This window comes from Sphingobium sp. B11D3B, assembly GCF_025961735.1.
Classification (GTDB): Bacteria; Pseudomonadota; Alphaproteobacteria; order Sphingomonadales; family Sphingomonadaceae; genus Sphingobium.
Window position 1 is genome coordinate 728,672 of record NZ_JAOQOF010000001.1, and the last position, 19,917, is coordinate 748,588.

16 protein-coding genes and 2 pseudogenes are annotated in these 19,917 nt (G+C 60.7%); 4 read left to right on the top strand and 14 right to left on the bottom strand.

The features are described from left to right. Positions 1–60: 60 nt before the first annotated feature. The 3 genes from M2333_RS03455 to rfaE1 are packed head-to-tail and all read right to left on the bottom strand — an operon-like array spanning position 61 to position 3,187. Positions 61–576: a D-glycero-alpha-D-manno-heptose-1,7-bisphosphate 7-phosphatase gene (locus tag M2333_RS03455; protein WP_264610873.1), complete on the bottom strand. Its 516-nt coding sequence runs from the start codon at positions 574–576 to the stop codon at positions 61–63. Further along, positions 573–1,745: an AGE family epimerase/isomerase gene (locus tag M2333_RS03460; protein WP_264610874.1), complete on the bottom strand. Its 1,173-nt coding sequence runs from the start codon at positions 1,743–1,745 to the stop codon at positions 573–575. The genes M2333_RS03455 and M2333_RS03460 overlap by 4 nt, the downstream gene beginning before the upstream one ends. After that, complete coding sequence (gene rfaE1, locus M2333_RS03465) at positions 1,742–3,187, bottom strand: D-glycero-beta-D-manno-heptose-7-phosphate kinase (protein WP_264610875.1); 1,446 nt, start codon at positions 3,185–3,187, stop codon at positions 1,742–1,744. Before rfaE1 ends, M2333_RS03460 begins: the two co-directional genes overlap by 4 nt. Positions 3,188–3,376: 189 nt before the next feature. Here rfaE1 and M2333_RS03470 point away from each other — a divergent pair. From M2333_RS03470 to M2333_RS03485, 4 genes and pseudogenes are all read left to right on the top strand, one after another. Then, a pseudogene (locus tag M2333_RS03470) lies at positions 3,377–4,676 on the top strand (IS701 family transposase). Positions 4,677–4,876: 200 nt separating this feature from the next. Continuing rightward, a pseudogene (locus tag M2333_RS03475) lies at positions 4,877–5,635 on the top strand (IS5 family transposase). A 200-nt stretch (positions 5,636–5,835) separates the two neighbouring features. After that, on the top strand, positions 5,836–7,014 hold the full coding sequence (locus tag M2333_RS03480; RefSeq protein WP_264610877.1) for a polysaccharide biosynthesis/export family protein: 1,179 nt from the start codon (positions 5,836–5,838) through the stop codon (positions 7,012–7,014). 537 nt (positions 7,015–7,551) lie between these two features. Continuing rightward, positions 7,552–8,286 (top strand): glycosyltransferase family 4 protein, encoded by a 735-nt coding sequence (locus tag M2333_RS03485; protein WP_264610878.1) that lies wholly within the window; start codon positions 7,552–7,554, stop codon positions 8,284–8,286. Here M2333_RS03485 and M2333_RS03490 read toward each other — a convergent pair. The 11 genes from M2333_RS03490 to M2333_RS03540 form a co-directional block, all read right to left on the bottom strand. After that, positions 8,277–9,527: a capsule biosynthesis protein gene (locus tag M2333_RS03490; RefSeq protein ID WP_264610879.1), complete on the bottom strand. Its 1,251-nt coding sequence runs from the start codon at positions 9,525–9,527 to the stop codon at positions 8,277–8,279. The two genes, M2333_RS03485 and M2333_RS03490, sit on opposite strands and share 10 nt — an antisense overlap. Continuing rightward, positions 9,524–11,047, bottom strand: coding sequence for a hypothetical protein (locus M2333_RS03495; RefSeq protein WP_264610880.1), 1,524 nt, complete (start codon positions 11,045–11,047; stop codon positions 9,524–9,526). The genes M2333_RS03490 and M2333_RS03495 overlap by 4 nt, the downstream gene beginning before the upstream one ends. Beyond that, positions 11,044–11,934 (bottom strand): alpha/beta hydrolase, encoded by an 891-nt coding sequence (locus M2333_RS03500; protein ID WP_264610881.1) that lies wholly within the window; start codon positions 11,932–11,934, stop codon positions 11,044–11,046. The genes M2333_RS03495 and M2333_RS03500 overlap by 4 nt, the downstream gene beginning before the upstream one ends. Positions 11,935–11,943: 9 nt before the next feature. After that, complete coding sequence (locus M2333_RS03505) at positions 11,944–12,768, bottom strand: 3-deoxy-manno-octulosonate cytidylyltransferase (protein WP_264610882.1); 825 nt, start codon at positions 12,766–12,768, stop codon at positions 11,944–11,946. A gap of 102 nt (positions 12,769–12,870) precedes the next feature. Next, entirely contained in the window at positions 12,871–13,755 is an 885-nt protein-coding gene (locus M2333_RS03510; RefSeq protein ID WP_319799386.1) for a KpsF/GutQ family sugar-phosphate isomerase, read from the bottom strand. A gap of 270 nt (positions 13,756–14,025) precedes the next feature. Beyond that, positions 14,026–15,759: a M28 family metallopeptidase gene (locus M2333_RS03515; protein WP_264610883.1), complete on the bottom strand. Its 1,734-nt coding sequence runs from the start codon at positions 15,757–15,759 to the stop codon at positions 14,026–14,028. Between the two features lie 142 nt (positions 15,760–15,901). Then, positions 15,902–16,516, bottom strand: a complete 615-nt coding sequence (rpsD, locus tag M2333_RS03520) for a 30S ribosomal protein S4 (RefSeq protein WP_181560017.1) — start codon at positions 16,514–16,516, stop codon at positions 15,902–15,904. A gap of 164 nt (positions 16,517–16,680) precedes the next feature. After that, positions 16,681–17,859, bottom strand: a complete 1,179-nt coding sequence (locus tag M2333_RS03525) for an acyltransferase family protein (protein ID WP_264610884.1) — start codon at positions 17,857–17,859, stop codon at positions 16,681–16,683. A gap of 152 nt (positions 17,860–18,011) precedes the next feature. Then, positions 18,012–19,163, bottom strand: a complete 1,152-nt coding sequence (locus M2333_RS03530; protein ID WP_264610885.1) for a TrmJ/YjtD family RNA methyltransferase — start codon at positions 19,161–19,163, stop codon at positions 18,012–18,014. Positions 19,164–19,240: 77 nt separating this feature from the next. Beyond that, complete coding sequence (gene nrdR / locus M2333_RS03535) at positions 19,241–19,702, bottom strand: transcriptional regulator NrdR (protein WP_181560014.1); 462 nt, start codon at positions 19,700–19,702, stop codon at positions 19,241–19,243. Continuing rightward, a complete protein-coding gene (locus M2333_RS03540) occupies positions 19,703–19,909 on the bottom strand; it encodes a hypothetical protein (RefSeq protein ID WP_264570690.1) in 207 nt (68 codons plus the stop codon). Positions 19,910–19,917: the final 8 nt, after the last annotated feature.

Below are 19,917 nucleotides of genomic sequence, written 5' to 3' on the forward strand. Positions count from 1 at the left end.
CAGCGGGGGTGCAAGCGTGCCTCACTCATATCGGTAGGCGGATCGTTAGAATTTGCCAGATTAGCGGGGCAGGTGGCGCGCCAGGAAGTCCATCAAATTACCGCCCCCGAAGAGAGCGCCGGTGACACCTGCCGACTGAGCCGCCACCATGTCGCTTTGCTTATCACCAATCATGACCGACTTTCCCCGGTCGATCTTCCAATCTGCGATGGCACGCTGGATCATGCCTGGGTTGGGCTTTCGATCGGGATGATCTGCAATCCTGTATTCCGGCACGGTTGCTTCCTCATGATAGGGGCAGGCGTAGAAAGCTGTGATCGAAATTCCGTCCTTGGAAAGGTCGGAGGTCATCCATCTGTGAAGGGCCGCTACGTCATCGAGCGTATAATATCCTCGGCCTACCCCCGACTGATTGGTGACCACGATGGAAAGAAGGCCGTGGTCCTGAACGAGTTTCAGCGCATCACGTGCGCCCTCGATCCACCGAAAGTCCTCAGCCTTATGCAAATAGCCGACATCTTCGTTCAGCACGCCGTCGCGGTCGAAAAAAACTGCCCCTGCGAGAAGTGGCATCATTTGCTCTCGCTAGTAGGTGTTGACCGCTCTCTATTGCCCTGATGAGAAAGCAGCGTCGTGAGGGCTGAAGTGATATGATAAAGTGTCGTGGCTGGCGCCGGCTCCTTTGGAAAGATGCCTGCCTCGGCATCCCAGCGCTCGAACCATAATCCCGTCGTCGGCGTGTCGAGAAACTTTTGCAGAGCATTCCAAGCCCATTGTGGATCACCGGCTTGCTCGATCGTCAGAGTAGCCTTAAGCCATTCGGCGTGAGGCCACAGGCGCACATTGGCCGTCGCGATAACGCCGTCGTCGAACAACTCCCCCCTTAGAAAACCCGAGCTTTGGTCTAGCCCGTGAACCAAGGCGAAGCGTGCGATGGGGGGCGAGGCGGCGGCGGATCCTCCGAGCAATCGCGCATGTTCCGAAAGCAACCAAGCCCACTCTAAATGGTGCCCGGGCTCAACGATACGCCGGCCGCGGGTATCATCGAACGGCTTTAGATTGTCCTCGAAATATTCCAGTACGATACCAGATTCCCTAACCAGAAAGTGATTAGCGAACAGCTTCGCCAACTCGTCGCTCAAGTCGCGATGGATCGAATCCCCAAAGGACTCGAACCCTGCTAACGCTGCCTCGAACAGATGCATATGTGGATTTTGGCGCCGGGGATACTTCGGAGGTATGCCTTCGAAATATCCACCCGACGGATGCGTCATTTGTCCATAGATGAATTCGATAAGGCTCTCTGCCTTCTCCTTCACCCAAGAATCATTATCCAGGCGATAAACATGAGCGAATGCGAACAAGACGAATGCAAGATCGTATAAATCTCGACTGGAGTCTGCGACTTGCCCATCCAAATCGCAGGACATGACATATCCTCCGTCCGGATGGGTGTAGCGATCGATCAGATATTGAAGGCCGTGCTCTACCGCTTGTCTGGCTCCTGGCACCCCCGCCTGGGCGCCTTGGCAAAAGACATAGAGCTGTCTTGTCAGCACGCGCAGGCGCTTTACTGGCGCAGCGTTAGTCAAATCATCATGGTCAAGGGCGCCGAAAAAGCCTCCCTTTTCAGTGTCTATACCTTTGGACAGCCACAGCGGCATGGCATGCTCAAAGAGCCACTCCGCCGCTTTTTTTTTCCATCCCGATCGCAGGTCGGCTGCTCCATGACCCTCGAGGTTCATTGCGATTGGCTCTTCGCAACTAGGTTAGTCGTGGAATGCCCCGGCTTCAAGTTGACTCGTTTGACCTTTCCGCCGTGAGTCATCACGAAATCAGCTCCAACGATTTCGTCGATTTCATAATCGCTGCCCTTGATAAGAAAGTCGGGTCTCAATGCCTCAATGAGTTTCTGCGGGGTGTCATCCTCAAATAGGACAACCAAATCCACATGCCTGATAGAGGCCATAACATCCGCCCGAGCATTCTCGTCTTGGACGGGGCGGCTTGCTCCTTTAAGGCGGCGCACTGAAGCGTCGCTATTTAGCCCAACGATCAACCGGTCACACTCCTGGGCTGCCTCTCGTAAAAGTGCGATATGGCCCGGATGCAGTAAATCGAAGCAGCCGTTGGTAAAGCCCACTAACAGCTTTTCTGCCTTCCATTCCGCGCGCAATCGTAGCGCTGACGTAAGATCAGCGATCCGGTTGGCGGGCGCGACGTCAGCGTGCTCACGCTCCATCACCGCTATTATTTCCGCCTGCGTTGTCGTCGCGGTGCCCGCTTTTCCTATAACGATGCCTGCTGCACAGTTGGCGATGCGTAGCGCCTGGGCTACCGGCGTTCCGTTTGCGAGCGCATAGGCGAAAGTCGCTATCACACTGTCACCGGCTCCGGAAACATCGAAAACTTCCTTTGCTTCTGTAGGGAGCCAGATCTCTTGCCCCCTTGGCGGAAACAGAACCATTCCGCGTTCGGAGCGCGTGAGTAAAATGGTCGCGCCGGTCTGTTCAATAGCTTGCTCCGCCGCAAGCCGGCAGGAATCGTCCCCATCGCAAGCCATACCGGTCGCGGCGGCCAATTCTGAGCGATTGGGCGTCAGATAGGTAGCGCCGCGGTACTTTCGAAAGTCCTTCCGTTTCGGGTCAATAAAAACGGGAACCCCTGCCGCAACCGCTGCATCGATTAATTCTTGTAAAACCTTATCCGTCAGGCAGCCCTTGCGATAATCTGACAGAATGATCGCGTCGGCCGCCGCCAAGAGTTCGGTCGCCGCAACAATGACCCGATCTTCATCATCCGGGTTAATATCCGAAACTTCTTCTCTATCGATTCGCAGCATTTGGTGATTGCTTACCAAGATACGCAACTTTGACGTCGTTGGCCGCTCGGCACTCCGTATAAAATGCGTTTCTATCCCGCTTTCGGTGAGCATTGTTTCGAGTCTTTTGGCTTCCTCGTCAGTTCCGACGACTCCGACGAGCCCAACGCTCCCCCCCAAAGCTGCGATGTTCATGGCCACGTTAGCCGCGCCACCCGGAACTTCCTGATTGCTCATGTGATGCAGAATTGGAACAGGGGCCTCTGGAGAAATTCTTTCTACAGTTCCACTTGCGTACCCGTCCAGCACCACGTCGCCCACGATAATTATTCTCCGTGTGGCGAATATTTCTCCGCTTAATTCCACAATTATAGCCCGTTAATTACGTAGGAAAATCACCATGGCGGGATATCTGAATCGCTATAATTTGCCAAGCCGCGCCGCGCAATCGATGAAAATCGCCGGTAACTAGCACTACTTTGGCAGAAGTGCATTTTTGAGATTCCCATGAGTTGCTTATCGTGATTCAAGATCGTCAGCGTGTGGAGGCTGGCGATGGCGGATGCTTGGCGGGATGATCTTACGGAGTGGCTTGCGCCCTTTGTGGGGATGTTGGGCGATCGGCGCAGGGCGCGGATGTGCCCGGCCTATGTCGAGGGGTTGATCGGCCCTGGTGACCGCAAGAGCGTGCAGCCGATGGCAATGCGTTCGCCGGGGATCGGCTATGATCAGCTGCACCATTTCATCGGCGGTGCCTCGTGGGACAGCGCGCCATTGGAGGAGGAACTGTGCAGACAGGCTGATGCGCTTGTAGGTGGCAGCGATGCCTGGCTAATCATCGATGACACGGCTTTGCCCAAGAAGGGGCGTGCGTCGGTGGGCGTGGCGCCGCAATATGCCTCGGTGCTGGGCAAGAACGCGAACTGCCAGACGCTTGTATCGGTGACGCTGGCATCGTGCGAAGTGCCGGTCATGATCGGGTTGCGCCTGTTCCTGCCTGAGAGCTGGACCAGCGATGCGGCGCGGATGGATCGTGCCAAGGTTCCTGCAGAGGCGCGCGCCTATCGCACCAAGCCCGAGATCGCCCTTGCCGAGATCGACCGCGTGCGCAGCGCTGGTGTGCGCTTGGGCGGCATACTGGCCGACGCTGGCTATGGCCTGTCCGGCCCGTTCCGGCAGGCACTGAGCGAGCGCGGTCTGACCTGGGCAGTGGGCATACCTTACAAGCAGAAGGTCTATCCGGCCGATGTTGCCATGGTCTTCCCAGCTGCTGGCCGCGGGCGGCCACGCAAGAACCATGTGCCTGACGTTGCTTCGCGTCCTGCCCAGGAAGTGCTCGAGAGCGCGAAGTGGCAGACCGTGAGCTGGCGGCGTGGGACAAAGGGCAGGCTCTCGGCGCGCTTTGCTGCCATGCGCGTGCGGGTGGCAGACGGCCCGCCGCAGCGGATCGGCGATCTCGGACAGCAGCATCTTCCCGGCGAAGAGGTCTGGCTGGTCGGCGAGCATCGTTCCACCAGCGAGCGCAAATACTACCTCAGCAATCTGCCCGCCGACACGCCGCTCAGGAAACTGGCCGGTGCAATCAAGGCCCGCTGGGTCTGCGAACAAGCCTATCAGCAACTCAAGGAAGAGCTTGGCCTCGATCACTTTGAGGGACGATCATGGCAAGGTCTTCACCGCCATACCCTCATGAGCATGATCGCGTTCGCCTTCCTGCAAGCTCGCCGCCTCAAGGCAGCGGGTCGGAAAAAAGAAGCCAGAGCCCGCCGCCACAGCCGACCTTGCCGGCCATCAGGCAGGCGATCCTGATCCAGCTCAGCCAGCCTCCGCCGCCAACATGCCCCCATTGCCGTAAACGATGGCGACGTATGATCCGCCAAAGTAGTGCTAGGCCGTAAACTCATAAATTGAGTCAGCAGGCATAAGCCGGTAGTCTCCGCGGATGCGGAAGAGGTATCGTGACAACGAAGCGTTGTTCGCCGAACTGCGTGGCCTTTTGAGGGCTGGTAGCCAAGTGACTTCCTTTCCGGAAGCAGAACTGATTCAGCATTTGGCATGAGCCGATATGACCTGACCGACTTCGAATGGCGCGCAATCGAGCCCCTGCTGCCCAACAAAACCCGAGGCGTGCCGCGTGTCGATGATCGCCGCGTGCTGAACGGCATCTTCTGGGTGCTGCGATCAGGCGCTCCATGGCGCGACCTGCCCGAACGCTATGGTCCGCGCACCACTTGCTACAATCGCTTCGTGCGATGGCGGAAGGCAGGAGTCTGGGATCGGATGATGGATGCCATCACTGCCGCCTATGACGGCGACATCCAGATGATCGACAGCACTTCCATCCGGGCGCACCAACAGGCTGCGACGGCAAAAAGCGGGATCGAGATCATTGTCTCGGTCGCTCCCGAGGCGGGCTCACGACCAAGATCCACGCGGTCGTCGATGCGCAAAGGCTCCCAATCAGGCTCGGCCTGACGGCGGGACAGGCGCATGATGGACAGGTTGCCAACATCCTGCTCGACCATCTCGGCCCGCGTACCATCGTGCTGGCCGACAAGGCCTATGACGCTGACCGCATCCGTGGAAGAGCAAGGAGCCACACCGAACATCCCGGCCAAATCCAACCGGAAGTGGAAACCCTGCTTCAGCAAGCGGCTCTATCGCGAGCGCAACCTGATCGAGCGGTTCTTCTCCAAGCTGAAGCACTTCCGCCGCGTCGCCATCCGCTACGACAAGCTCGCCGCCAACTTCCTCGCAATGGTCCAACTCGCCTCAATGCGGCTGTGGCTGCGCTCTTATGAGTCTACGACCTAGTCGGGACGCAGCGTCCTTTGGGCGAGCGAGCTGACCATGATGTAGGTGCGTTAGCGAGCGAGCAAGCATTAAAAATCAGCCCGGCTTAGTCAGGCACTTGAACCTATGGCACCAGGTTCGCTTGATCCGAGCCTCGCCTTGGGCCATATCCCGCGAGGCTTCAGAACTAATGAAACCTACCTGGCCAGCGTGGAATTAAAATGACTTCAATCAAGAATATTGCGCGAATGTCTTCATTTTTATTATTGGCGACCGCCATTTCGGCCTGTTCGGTGATGCCAAGCGCCGGGCCTTCCGCCAAGGGCGTAAGGGCAGCGTCCGAAGGTGGATTTGGTGGAGCCGGAATCCGCGTCGTTGAAGTCACGGATACTGTCGCCCGACAGATAATTTCTAACGATGAGAAGTCGTTTTTTTCTGAAGCTATCGGGGACGGACCTGCCTTGGGATCAGTTGTTGGAAAAGGGGATGTCCTTGATATCGCAATCTGGGAGGCTCCGCCTGCTGCTCTTTTCGGGTCTGTTTCCAACGATGCCAGATTAGGATCGGCAATTTCTACTGCGCGCAATTCTGCGCTGCCAGAGCAGATGGTAGACAGCGCTGGGCGAGTGGTAATCCCATTTGTTGGGTCGATTGTTGCTGCCGGGCGGGCTCCCCAGGATATAGGTAGAGAGATAGTTTCTCGGCTGGCAGGAAAGGCGCATCAGCCGCAGGTGATCGTCCGGGTTGTGAAAAATGCCAGTATGAATGTTACCGTGGTCGGGGACGTTGCGACGAACGCTCGCGTTCCCCTGACCGCGAAAGGTGAACGGCTTCTCGACGTTTTGGCAAGTGCCGGCGGGGTGAAGCATCCGATCGGTAAAATGACCATCCAACTCACCCGGGGTTATACCAACGTTTCCATGCCATTGGATGCCGTCATTCGTAATCCGAAACAGAATGTACGGTTGCAGCCGGATGATGTTGTGACAGCCTTATTCCAGCCGTATAGTTTTTCGGCACTAGGCGCCACCGGCAGAAACGAAGAACTTTCATTTGAAGCGACGGGCTTAACCTTGGCCCAAGCGCTCGGGCGTGTGGGCGGATTGCAAGATCAAAGAGCTGATATTAAGGGCGTGTTCGTTTTTCGGTTAGAAAACCCGAGCGCTGTTGACCCCACTACGCTGAAGGAGGGGGCGCTCACGCCAGATGGCAAGGTTCCGGTAATTTACAGGATAAATTTGAGGGATCCGGCCGCATTTTTTGTCGCGCAAAGCTTTCCCATTAAAGACAAAGATATATTGTATGTTTCAAATGCTCCATTTGCAGATATTCAAAAGTTTATTGGTGTGATTTCGTCGGCAATAATTCCGGTAGCCACAGTTAGAACGGTAGTCGACTAGTTCGCCTGGTTCGGTTTCAAAGAATTGAAGCGCGAGTTCGAGCGTGAATGGAATTGTGAATTGCGAAGTGCTGACGACATAATTCTGTTAGATGTAAGTCGGCTCTTGTGGCGTGCCCGCGATGGCGTCTTACCCACAGGAATTGATCGGACCTGCTTAGCTTATGTCTCACACTATCGTCATCGGTCCCGAGGGGTCGTACAATTCGGCCGAGTTACTCTCGTTCTTTCGCTTCGTTTTTCTCAGTCGTTATATGATATTTTGCTCTGCGGCGATCCAATAGCTGCACGAAAAAGGCTGTGCTTCTTATCATGGAGCGACTGGTGCAAGACCCTTTTGCGAAGTGCTTGGCGTTGTGACGGGAGTATCGGGCGTAGCATTTACGTTAACGTCGGTCACACCGGACTGGATAGGGTAGGGCACGAGGCGTGGATTAGGAGATCTGGCGTGCGCCCCGTATACTTTGTCCATGATCTTATCCCGACTACCCATCCAGAATATTGCAGGCCCAACGAAAGCGTGAAGCATTCAAGGCGAATGATCACGCTTATACGAAATGGTGCAGGTATTATCGTAAACAGTCACGATACCCTGAGCGAGGTCGCGGCATTCGCGAGGCCGCAAGAGCGATTTCAAATGCCGCCCACGCTCGTGGCGCCGCTGGGCGCGGATGTCTCATCACGCGCCAGTTCCGCGGAAGTACCATATTTTTTGCCCTCAAAGCCGTACTTCGTGATGCTTGGCACGATCGAGGGCCGGAAGAATCATCTCTTTATTCTTACGATCTGGGCAGAGATGGCTCGGCGTTTGGGGGTAGCATGCCCGCAACTCGTTATCATTGGCCAGCGCGGCTGGGAAAGTGAGCAGGCTGTCGACATGTTGGAGCGCAGCGCCGCGCTGCGTGGGCATGTTATTGAGCTGTCACGCTGTGACGATGCTGAGCTCCAAGCCTATATGTGCGGGGCGCGAGCGCTGCTCTTTCCATCTTTCGTCGAAGGATATGGTCTTCCACTCGTGGAAGCGTTGGCCAGCGGGACGCCGGTCATAGCTAGTAATCTTGGGGTCTTTCGTGAGCTTGCGGGCGACATTCCTGATTATCTCAGTCCAATCGATGGTCTCGGTTGGTCTCAGTTGATTGAGGATTTTGCGCAGCCCGACAGCATTCGACGTGCAGAACAGCTAAAGCGTCTTGCTGGCTGGCAACCGCCGACCTGGGCGGATCATTTCGCCAAGCTCGATCCCTGGTTGGAGGATTTAGCTGCTCAGCCGTAAGTGGCAACGCTCGTAAGCTGCCACTGGCCGGTTCGACTGCTAACCAGCCGCTCCACGGACGATTCCACCAATATACTCGTCGCCGTCTCGCTCGCCAGCCCGCCATAGACAAGGCAGCGATCGTGCAGCACGCGGCGGAAGGACTCGTAGACGTTCGGATCGGGCGCTTGCGGGCGCATCCAGAAGTCGTCGAGCCGACCTTGGTGGGTGATTTGCGGTATGTTGTAGATCGCCTTGCCCAGCGCCATGGTGGGGACGCCGGCGGCGAGGGCCAGCGTGGCTGAGGTGCTGTTGATCGTCACCATGCCGAGGGTGTCCGCCGTCAGCTCATCAAGCACGCCGCCTGCGATGTGCAAGATGCGATCTTCGATGCCGGCCTTGCGGGCCTGGCTCATGATATGATTGCGCCAGCTCATGAAGCTGCAATCGAGCGGATGCTCCTTGATGAGCAGGCGCACATGCTTGGGCGCGCGGCGAGCGAAGCTGTAAAGCACGTAATCCAGCGCTTCCTTCATGTCCGAGAACGGCGAATGCTCGCGAATTTGGAAGTCAGTCGAGAGTTGCAGCGGGAAGAGGAAGTAGGGGGCCTCAGGCAGACGTGCGAGGGTCTCCTCGGCGCGGCGGGCATCTGCCTTTTCCCGCGAGAATTTATAGAGCCAGCCAAAGCCCTCCATCATCAGGGACCCGGTCCGGTGTGACTGGTAGAAAGGATAGAGCGGCCGCCCGAACCAGGTGCGTGAGTAATAGCGCCAGGCGTCGCGCGCGCGGCGGTTGAAGCTGGCGGTGATGACCGGGCGCTGCGGCAAGGGGGGCAGGTTGCGCGCCGCGTGCAGATACCATTCCGGGTCTCGCGGCAGCGAGCTGTTGCCGTTCACGCCGCTCGGCTCAAGGGTCAGCCAGTCCGGACGAATATAGCCTTCTTCAAAGACATGCACGTCGATCTTGCGAAGCTGTGCCATGCGATGGGCCGCCATGTGCAGAGGGCGGCAATCGCCGAACAGAATGATGTCGGTGATGGCATTGTCGCTTAGGAAGCGATCAATGAACAGGGTCCACCGCTTGCGACTTCCGCGATAATTGGTGGCCTCGCCGGGCCAATCGGCGAGATCGCCGCCATTCAGATTGATGCGGAAAATACCGCAATCGAGAGTGCGAAGTCGTTCGGCCAATTGCCAGAAGAAGGGCCCCGGCGGCCCCTGCAGGAACAGGAAGTTCCGATGCGCTATGGGCTGGAATTTCATCTGTTTCCCAACATGTGCGCGATGGCCCGTCTAGCCAAACCAACCAACTTTCTGAGCGGGACTAGCGCAACATTTTGACGCTGAACACCAGAAATGAGACGCATGACAAGTATTTCTGCCGTGCATGGCAAATTGGTTACGGGGTCCAGATAGCGCGGATATTGAATAAGCACATGGGCTGTTAACGCATCTAGCGTTAAGGCCCTGTTTCGACGCGGCAGGGATGGGCCGAGATCATTGGTGAGCCCCCAGCCCGCAAAGAAGGGCATGCCGTGCGTCGTCACCGGTGTCCCGTGCAACAGCGCTTCGAACCCGGCGAGAGAAGTGATGACATGCACCTCGTCCGCCATGGCGATCAACGCGCTGATCGGACTGTCGTGGTTGATTTCGTTCGCCAGATCCAACGCGATATTCGTCGGAATGGCGCCGCGCCGATGGCCCGCTTCAACATCGGGATGCGGTCGATAGACGATCCACGCATCCGGTGCGCCTGCGCGGACCCGGCGGAGCAGTTCAAGGTTGGACTGGACCGCCCCGCCGCCGAACTGGACGGACCGGTCATCCTCGACCTGACCGACCACGAGGAGATGACGCTTCTGCCCGCCCCGGCGGGGCAGAGTGGCTGCGCGGCCGATGCCATATTTGCTGACGCCCTCGCGCACCAACCATTCGCGCAGACGGCGCGCGCGGGCAAGCATGTCGGGGGAGGGTGTGCCTTGCGCCAGCATCTCCTCCAGCCGGTTTGGACGGGTGGGGTCGTAGTGGACGCCCAGATCATCGACGATGATGGAAAGCGGCGGGACGCAGTCCGCGCCGAGTCCGGCCGAGCGGATGAAGCCATCCTCCACTTCCATCACCGGCCAGGGACCCGCCTCGATCTCCGCCAGCAGGGCAGGGGGAATGCGCGCCTTCCACACGGCAATGGCATCGCTGGGCGTGAGATCGCGCAGGGCGGCGGGATTGGAAGGACGGAACGGGACGGCGCCGCCGGCCCAGAGCAAGGGGTCCACCGTATCCCGCTTCCAGTGCGCGAAGCCGAATGCGGCGGCGATCGGGCGGTTGGCGTCGATCAAGCGCCGCCAGCTCGCCAGCGTTTCGATCAAATCGAGTGCGCTGGTTGGCTGGCCGGTGAACGGGTCTGCGTAGGCGACGTTCTGCACCAGATGCCGCCCGACCAAAGCGGCGATGATGGCCTCAGTCTCGGGGGCGCCGGGCGCGCGGTCGGACAGCGCAGCGAATGCGCCTTCACCGTTAAGGCAAACGCGCTTGCCTGCGATAGCGCTGAGCAGCATCAGCGGATGGTCGGCGGACCCTGTCACGCTTTCTTGTGCGATTGTCCAAGGATCGTCCGGCGCCCAGAACGGACCACCGACGCGATATTGTCGCAGGGCCGCGAGGATTTGCTCCGCGGTTGCCGAGCGGACATGGCTCTCGCCCCCCGCAGCGCTGAGGACGACCGGATAGGGTTTGCCGCCGGGAAAAGGAGGAACGGCGAGGATCGTCTGTGCGGCGAGCGTCATGGGCGATGCACTTTCTCCAGCCAGCCCGTCGGCGGCTTGGGCACGGCGGCGTGGGGATCGGCACGCATCGCTTCGATCACGCGGTTCAGCCAGGGCGACAGGAGGGCCATGTCGGGATTATGACGGGAGGCCACCCCTGTGACCAGACTGGAGGGGCCGGAATAAGCCGCAAACAGCGTATCGGCGCTGGTCTTCGGAACGAGGCGGTCGAGATCGCCCTGCACGAACAACACCGGGACCTTGATCGCCTTCAATGCCTCCCGATTGTCCCATCGATCCGGAATGAAGGCACGGCTGATCTTTGGCGCGGCGGCGGCAATGCGAACGAAAACGCTCATCGCGATCACGCCAGCGATATCCGGTTCTCTCGCTGCGGCATGAAGCGCTACGGAAGAGCCCAGCGAATGGCCGATCAACCAGACACGCGCGCCGGGCCCGGCCAGATCCCTCGCTTTTGCGATGAACGCGCTCGCATCGATCAGCAGGCCGTCCTCACTCGGTCGACCCGGATTGGTTCCAAAGCCGCGGTAAGACGCAGCCAGAACCGCATTGCCTGCCCCGGCCAGATGCTGGGCAGCATTCGCATTCATTTCCGCATTCCAGTTGCGGCCGTGGAACATGACGAAGATGTCGGGGTCGCCCGGCGCGCCCGGCCAGTAATAGCCGGTGAGTGCGAGATGATCCTTCATGGTGACGCTGATGGTCTGGGGTGGCGCGCCGTCCCAATGGGTCACGCCGGCTTTGTTATGGGGAGAATAGAGGACGTCGCGAGACAAAGACGCACAGCCCTGCGTCATCCCCAGCAATGCCAACAGCACCATGGTCTGCCGCGCACGCCCCCGCCTGCTATGGCGCGGCTTGCCCGGACGATCCTGTGTCTCGCGCATGATCCTCACCTAGGGCAAGGCGCGCGCGCTGAGAATCCCTTCGACCAGCGGAACGTCGCTGGGGTTGTTCACCTCTACGATGGGATAGCCTTGTTCCTCAAGCGTGACGACCGAGACCGGTATGCCCGCGACGAGGAAGCGCAACTGTTCGAGGCCCTCGACTGCCTCCAGCATCGTCGGCCCCAGCGCGACATAGCGCTCAAGCGCGGCGCGGCGATAGGCGTAGAGGCCAAGATGGAGCAGGACGGGCATGTCCTCGTCCGGCATGCGGCCGTCCGGCAGATAGGGAAGGATGCGCTTGGAGAAATACAGTGCGTCGGAACGGTTGTTGACCACGACGGTGGTGCCGCCGACCCGGCCTTGCGCGGCATCCTCGGCAAGGTGGCGATAGGTTTCGGCCGAGCAACGCACCGCGACGGTCGCGACCTGCGTCTCCGGATTGGCGTTCATATGGTCTACCAGGGCAGTGACGAAAGCCGGCGGGGTGAGCAGCGCATCGCCCTGGAAATTGACGAGCAGTTGCGCATTGGGCAGCGCGTCGAGGCAGGCCGCCACCCGCTCGGTGCCATTGCCGCAGCTTTCCGGCGTCATCAACCACTGGCCGCCAAAGTCATCGACTTCGTCGGTGATCCGCTTGTCGTCCGTCGCGACGACGACGGCCGCGTCTTCGCAGACGGCGAGTGCGCCATCATGGCTCCACCCGATGAGTGTCTTCGTGATGCCATCAGGGCCCATGATGGGCGCCAGCGGTTTGCCGGGATAACGGCTCGATCCATAGCGTGTCGGGATAATGATGACGGTCCCAGCGTCAGCCAGGGCAGGGCGCTCACTCATGCGGCTTCCCGTCGTCTAATCTCTGGCCGAATGCAAGCCGGGTTCCATCAGCCTCGCGGTCAATCTGGGCGTGACGTTGACCGGCGATCATGGCGCACCCGCTCAGGGCGCGAGATCGTGAATATGCGCGATGCCGACGGGCTTTGCGCGGTCATCCTGCGCCGTGACGAACAGCACCGTGATCTTGGCATCGTTCATGAGCGTGAGAACTTCTTCCACCAGCGTGCCCACGGGCACAGTGATGGGGGCGCTGGTCATGATATCGGCCGCACGGGCGGTAAGCACATGGTCGAAAGCGCGGCGCAAATCGCCATCGGTAATGATGCCGACCAACGAGCCATCATCGGACACGACGCCCGCCACGCCCTTGCCGCCGCTTGTCATCTCGAAAACCACGTCGCGCATCGGCGCGTCCCAGCGGACCAGGGGAAGCGGGTCGTTGACGTTAATCACTTCTTCGATCGGCGCGAGGCGCGAGCCGATGTCTCCGCCGGGATGCCATTGGGCAATATCGGTGCGCGTGAGGCCGCGACGTTCCATGGCAGCCATGGCCAGCGCGTCGCCAAGCGCCAACATCATCGTGGTGGAGGTCGTCGGCGCAATCCGCACGGGACAGGCCTCTGGTGCGTCGGGCAGTTGCAGGACGATATCGGCTGCGACGCCCAGCGGCGAATGACGCCGCGAGACAATACCGATCACCTGTACGCCCCGCCGCCCGGCATAAGTGAGCAGCGGGCGCAATTCCGGCGAAAAGCCGCTGTTGGAGAGAATGATCAGCACATCGCCCTGACTCAGCATCCCCAGGTCGCCATGGGCTGCTTCCCCGGCGTGAAGAAAGAAGGAGGATGTACCGGTCGCAGCAAAGGTTGCTGCAATCTTGCGGGCAATATGCCCGGACTTACCGACGCCTGCGACGACGACACGGCCGGGCGTATTCAGGATGACGTTGACGGCATCCGAAAAGGACTGATCGAGCGACGCAGCCAAGGCTGCGAGACCAGCGGCCTCTTGCGTGATAACGGACAGGCCCGCCTCGAGCGTTCTTTCATGGTCTACCCGGGAAGGGTGAAAGGAACGCGGGTTAACAGTAGCCATGTCGACGGAATTTCCCTGATTTGCGCCTTGGGCTAGCTTTGGCTGCGCTTTCGCGCAACTCATTTTTGCACCGCAACAACTCATCGCTTGCTCAGAACAACTGGCCTTAACAAATCGATGATTTAAAGTTTTAACACCAAGGCTCTTAATAACCTGTTCCGTCTACTTTGGCGCATTCGCACCGTTTCGACTCTGGTCGCGAATCGTCCGGAATTCTGCGGTTGAGAACCAGTTGGGCCACACGTCGCTCTGCGCCAGTTCGCGGCCGATGCGATAATGAAGCTGGAGATCGCTTGCCGCGCCGGCCCAATTCCAGCGGGGATCATATTCGTCCTGCGGCTTGTGATAGCGGTGGACCGTGTAATCTTCGGCCGCGGCCTGGCCGGCCGTCACGCCGCCATCCGCCAGGTCCTCGCCGCTCTCGGCATACAGCATGGGCACGCCCTGCTTTGCGAAGCTGAAATGGTCCGAGCGGTAGAAGCTGCCTTTTTCCGGCGCCGGTTCGGGCTTGATGACGCGGCCGGCATCCTTGACGGCGCGTTCGAGGAACAGCTCCAGCTCGGATTTGCCGCCGCCGATGACCACCACGTCGCGGGTCGGGCCCGCCATGTTCAGCGCATCCATGTTGATGCCACCCACCGTCCGCGCGAGCGGGAAGACGGGGTTCTCGGCATAATAAGCCGAGCCGAGCAGGCCGGCTTCCTCCGCCGTCACGGCGAGGAAGACCAGCGTGCGCGCGGTGGGGCCTGCGTCACGGTGAGCCTTGGCCAGCGCGATCAGCGCGGCAGTGCCCGTCGCGTTATCGACCGCGCCATTGCAGATGTCGTCGCCATCGATCGGTTCGCATCGGCCCAGATGATCCCAGTGCGCGGTGTAGAGCACATAATCGTCAGGCCGGCTGGTGCCGGGGAGGACGCCGATCACGTTGCGCGAGCGTTGGCGGCGGATCGTGTTGTTGATGGTGATGCTGGCCTTGAGGTCACCCAGGGGGACCGCCCGGAAGCCCGGGCGCTTGGCCGCGGCGCTGAGTGCCGCGAAATCCTTGCCGGCCGCAGCGAAAACGCGTTTGGCAGCATCGAGCGTCACCCAGCCAGCCGCGGCGGACTGATCCATATGATCGCCCGGCACATCGATGTTGAGCTGCGGCCCGGTCCAGGAGGAGACGACCACGTCCCATGGATAAGCGGCCGGAAATGTCTCGTGAACGATCAGCGCGGCAGCCGCGCCTTGCCGCGCGGCTTCCTCATATTTGTAGGTCCAGCGGCCATAATAGGTCATGGCGCGACCCTCGAAGGGGCCGTCGAGACCTTCCATCTCGTAATCGGGATCGTTGACGAGGATAACCACCGTCTTGCCGCGCACATCTACGCCGGCATAGTCGTTCCAGCCCCGTTCGGGCGCGTTGATGCCGTAGCCGACGAACACCATGTCGCTGGCCGCCACCGTGCTGGTCGGCACCACCCGATAGGTGCCCGCAACCATATCCGTCTTGTAGGCGAGGTTGATGGCGGTTTTTGCCCCGGCGATCCGCAAGGTCATGTCCGGCGAGGGTGTCAGTTCGACCAGCGGCACGTCCTGCGTCCAGCTTCCCTTGTTGCCGGGTTTCAGGCCAACCTTGCGCATCTGGGCGATGAGATAGGAGACGGTCTTTTCCTCGCCGACAGTCCCGGGCGCGCGCCCTTCGAAAGCGTCCGAGGACAGGGTGCGCGTGACGCTTTTGAGCAGGTTGATGTCGATGAGGCGGCCGGGTTGCGGAGCCGGAAGGACGAAGTCGGATGTCGGCGTCTGGGCGATCGGCGCGGGCGCTGTCGTCGCACTGCTCTGCACAACGTCTCGGGAATGACATCCTGCCAAGGCAATGAGCGGTAAGGCGAGCAGGGCAAGAACGGGGCGCATGACAGAGCTTTCAAATTGTTAGCCCTCCTCATGGCATCGCCTCCGGGTGCGTTCAAGCGGCAGGGCGCCGGTTCAGAATAATGAAAAAAGGCGGCCCGTTGCCGGACCGCCTTTTTTGAAATCTGCCTGAGAGGCCGATCGATCAGCGCGAGTAGAACTCGACGACCAGATTCGGCTCCATCTTCACCGGATAGGGCACCTCGTCCAGCGTGGGGACGCGGGTGTAGGTGATCTTGGTGGCGCCATCGGGGGCGAGATAGTCGGGGATGTCGCGCTCGGGCAGGCTCTGCGCCTCGAGAACGAGCGCCATTTCCTGCGCCTTCTTGCCGAGCGTGATCTCGTCGCCCGGCTTCACCAGACGCGACGCGATGTTGCACTTCACGCCGTTCACATAGATGTGGCCGTGCGAGACGATCTGGCGGGCCGAGAAGATCGTCGGCGCGAACTTGGCGCGGTAGACGACCGCGTCCAGACGACGCTCGAGCAGACCGATGAGGTTCTGGCTGGTGTCGCCCTTCATGCGGCTGGCTTCGATGTAGCTCTTCTTGAACTGCTTCTCGGTCACGTCGCCATAATAGCCCTTGAGCTTCTGCTTGGCGCGGAGCTGGATGCCATAGTCGGACATCTTGCCCTTGCGGCGCTGGCCGTGCTGACCGGGGCCATATTCACGCTTGTTGACCGGGCTCTTGGGGCGACCCCAGATGTTCTCGCCCATGCGACGGTCGAGCTTGTACTTGGCGCTTGTGCGCTTCGTCATGATGACTTTCCTTCAATTGCGAACAACGTCTGCCGCGCCCTGAAAGGGTTTGGCGTCGATCCCGGTCTTTCGCCTGACACTCATTTTCAGAGGCAGGGCCGCCGCTGCACCGGGGTGCGGGGCCGATTGCGAAGGCGCGCCTATGGCGGGCGAGGGTCGGAAAGTCAAGGCGCCGTCGCGGTGGCGGTCTTTCGCGCGGGGGGTGGGGGCAGGCGCGGAAGCTCCGGCCCCACGCCGTCATACAGCAGGCGCAGGGTAGGGGAGGCCTGGACGATGCGCCAGCAGCCCCAACTGAGCGCCATGGTGAGCGCGGTGATCACGCCCGCCTTCACCACCACCGGCATGGCGATGTGCTGGCCGAGGACGACGAGACCGGCCGTAATGGGCAGATGGACGAGATAAATCACGAAGGCCCCGCTCACCAGCGCCTGCACCGTCGGGCTTGGCCTGTCGGCTAGTCGCTTCATCGCGGCAATGAGGGACTGCGTCATGGAGATCGCCGCGATGGCGCCGATGAACCGCTCCGTCATCGGGTGCACGTCTCGCCCGATCTGGAGGTAGAGCAGGGTGGCGGCGAGGGCGGTGAGCGCAAGCAACGCGGAAGGCTTGTGCAGCGCTGCCCGGAACTCGGGGGCGCGGCAGACCAGCCAGCCGAGCGCGAACCACGGCGCGAACTGGACCAACTGGTCGATGCGCAGGATTTGCTGGGGCAGGTTGGTGGCGAAACCCCAGGCATAGAAGAGCTCGATCATGCCAGCCTGCCATAGACCGATCACCACGCCAAGGCCGATCACGGCCGCTGCCATATGCCGGCCAAGCCAGTCATCGAGACGCGCGGGAAGCACAGCCTGCCCCGCGCGCGTTGCGAGATGACAGAGCAGGGCGGCCGCACCGCACAGATAAAGCAGCACGATGATGAACCACAAATGCCGCACCCAATATCCGCCGGATTGCAGGCTGTTCTTCTCCAGCGAGCCCAAGGCGCCCCATAGACTGAAATTGGACAGCTCCGTGAACAGGTTGAGCAGCGGATTGAGGGTAAGCAGCGCCGCGATGAACGGCAAGCCGAGGCGGATCAGGCGGTTTTTTATCCACGCACCGGGGGCGCGGCGCATCAGCAGCAGCGCTGCGAAATAGCCAGCAATCACGAAGAAAGCGGGCATTCTGAACAGGTGGATGATGCCGGCGATCCACGTGAAGACGAGATCACCTTCGCCCGCATTGACGATCCACACGTCATTGGCGCGGTAGGCCATGGCGACATGATAGGGAATGCCGAGCAGCATGAGCAGGGCGCGCATGGCGTCCCAATGATGTTCACGACCCGAAACGTCTGTTCTCATTCTTCTTCCTGACGCGCACCAGCCTTGAACAAGAAAGCGCTCGGGCACCAGAGCGGTGGCACGGCTGGCCGCGATGGCAGGGAGGTTCGTCGGTTTTGACGCGCAAGATGGGCCTCAATGGGCCTGTCGCGCGGTGTCAGCGTCGCTGATTGTCAGCGCGGGCGCGGATTGGCGAGCGCGGAAAGAACGCCGCGCAGCGTCCGCACCTCAAGGCTGTTCCAGCCGGGCTTGGTGAGCACGCCGCGCAGGGTGCGCCGTGTCGCCGGAGCGCGATCGGGCGGATAGAAATAGCCGGCCTGCTCCAGCATCCCATCGAGCTGGGCAATCATGCCCTCCAGCTCTTCCTGCGGGGCGGGGGGCAGCAGGTCGGTGTGGGTCGGCTGGCTGAGCGCGGCCTGCTTGGACCACTCATAGGCGCACAGGATCACGGCCTGCGCAAGGTTGAGCGAGCCGAACTCGGGGTTGATCGGCACCGTGAGAATGGCCCTGGCAAGCGCGACATCATCGGTTTCCAGCCCGGATCGCTCCGGGCCGAAGACAATGGCGCTGCGCCCCTGCGCAAGGTGAATGTCCCGCGCGGCTTCTTCCGGCGTCACCACGGGCTTGGTGACCCCGCGCTTGCGTACGGTGGTGGCATAGACATGCGGACAGTCCGCCACCGCATCGGCCAGCGTCTCGAACAACTGCGCGTTGGCCAGAACCTCGTCCGCGCCGGCTGCTGCGGGGCCGGCGGCTGGATTGGGCCAGCCATCGCGCGGGGTGACCAGCCGCATCTCGGTCAGCCCAAAATTGAGCATCGCCCGCGCCGCCTTGCCGATGTTCTCGCCGAGTTGAGGGCGGACGAGGACGATGACGGGGCGTGGGGTGTCATGCCCTTGTACTTGCTCACTTTCCTCCGTTCGCCCTGAGCGAAGTCGAAGGGCCGAGCTGAGCGCAGGCGAGGCAGGAGCGCTGACGGAAGGAAATGCGGCTGTTTCTTCCCCGTTCGTCCTGAGTTGCTGCTGAGCCGGTCGAAGCGGCGTATCGAAGGACTTCCGCGCCGCTTCCTTGAGGGCCTCAAAATCTCCCGCGATCAGCGCTTCCTTCTTCTTGCGTGACCAGCCCTTGATCTGTTGCTCCGCACTCAATGCTTCCTCGCGCGTTCCGAACGATTCCGACCACGAAAGAGCGACCGGCAAGCGCGTTGCTGTGTAGCCGGGAATTGATCCAGACTCATGCTGGGCAATGCGCAGGTCCAGATTGTCCGTATGGCCGGCATAATAGCTGCCATCGGCGCACTTCAGCAGATAGGTGTAGAAGCTCATGGCAAGGCCCTTCGATACGCCACTTCGACAGGCTCAGTGACTACTCAGGGCGAACGGGGGGAGGGCGACGTGGTGCCTCACTCCCGGCCAACCTCACGGATCGACCCTGCAAAGGACTCAAAATCCTTCGCCTCGGTAAAATCGCGATAGACGCTGGCGAAGCGGATATACGCGACGCTGTCCAGGCCCTTGAGGCCTTCCATCGCCAGTTCGCCGATGCGGGCGGCCGGGACTTCCGTCTCGCCGCTGGTTTCCAGCTGGCGCTGGATGCCGGAGACCAGCCGCTCGATGCGCACCGTGTCGATTGCCCGCTTGCGGCAGGCGATTTCGATGGAGCGGGCGAGCTTGTCCCGGTCGAAGGGTTCGCTGGTGCCGTTCGATTTCGCCACGGCGATGTCGCGCAGCTGGATGCGCTCGAACGTGGTGAAGCGCGCGCCGCAGCCTTCGCACTGGCGGCGGCGACGGATCGCGGCGCCGTCCTCTGTGGGGCGGCTGTCCTTCACCTGGCTGTCTTCATGGGCGCAATAAGGGCAACGCATTTAGCGGCGAATCCTCTGCCAGAAGGCGATACCGGCGCCGGCCACAAGACCGAGCGGCAGTGAGACCACCGGCAGGACCAGTCCGGCCACGGCGCCAATCGCCGCGCCGGTCAGCACTGGCTTGGTGGAGGGATGGGCAAGCCCCTGCTTGGCCATGCCGGTGGCTTCCGCCTTGGCGCGCTGGGCGAGATCGTCGGGCTTGCTCATCGGTCGCG

Bases quoted from the DNA above. Each gene is read 5' to 3' on its own strand.
- M2333_RS03515 (WP_264610883.1), bottom strand. From the start codon at position 15,759: ATGCGCCCCGTTCTTGCCCTGCTCGCCTTACCGCTCATTGCCTTGGCA.
- M2333_RS03480 (WP_264610877.1), top strand. From the start codon at position 5,836: ATGACTTCAATCAAGAATATTGCGCGAATGTCTTCATTTTTATTATTG.
- M2333_RS03490 (WP_264610879.1), bottom strand. From the start codon at position 9,527: ATGAAATTCCAGCCCATAGCGCATCGGAACTTCCTGTTCCTGCAGGGG.
- M2333_RS03485 (WP_264610878.1), top strand. From the start codon at position 7,552: ATGATCACGCTTATACGAAATGGTGCAGGTATTATCGTAAACAGTCAC.
- M2333_RS03495 (WP_264610880.1), bottom strand. From the start codon at position 11,047: ATGACGCTCGCCGCACAGACGATCCTCGCCGTTCCTCCTTTTCCCGGC.
- M2333_RS03530 (WP_264610885.1), bottom strand. From the start codon at position 19,163: ATGAGCTTCTACACCTATCTGCTGAAGTGCGCCGATGGCAGCTATTAT.
- M2333_RS03540 (WP_264570690.1), bottom strand. From the start codon at position 19,909: ATGAGCAAGCCCGACGATCTCGCCCAGCGCGCCAAGGCGGAAGCCACC.
- nrdR (WP_181560014.1), bottom strand. From the start codon at position 19,702: ATGCGTTGCCCTTATTGCGCCCATGAAGACAGCCAGGTGAAGGACAGC.
- M2333_RS03460 (WP_264610874.1), bottom strand. From the start codon at position 1,745: ATGAACCTCGAGGGTCATGGAGCAGCCGACCTGCGATCGGGATGGAAA.
- M2333_RS03455 (WP_264610873.1), bottom strand. From the start codon at position 576: ATGATGCCACTTCTCGCAGGGGCAGTTTTTTTCGACCGCGACGGCGTG.
- rpsD (WP_181560017.1), bottom strand. From the start codon at position 16,516: ATGACGAAGCGCACAAGCGCCAAGTACAAGCTCGACCGTCGCATGGGC.
- M2333_RS03500 (WP_264610881.1), bottom strand. From the start codon at position 11,934: ATGCGCGAGACACAGGATCGTCCGGGCAAGCCGCGCCATAGCAGGCGG.
- M2333_RS03525 (WP_264610884.1), bottom strand. From the start codon at position 17,859: ATGAGAACAGACGTTTCGGGTCGTGAACATCATTGGGACGCCATGCGC.
- M2333_RS03505 (WP_264610882.1), bottom strand. From the start codon at position 12,768: ATGAGTGAGCGCCCTGCCCTGGCTGACGCTGGGACCGTCATCATTATC.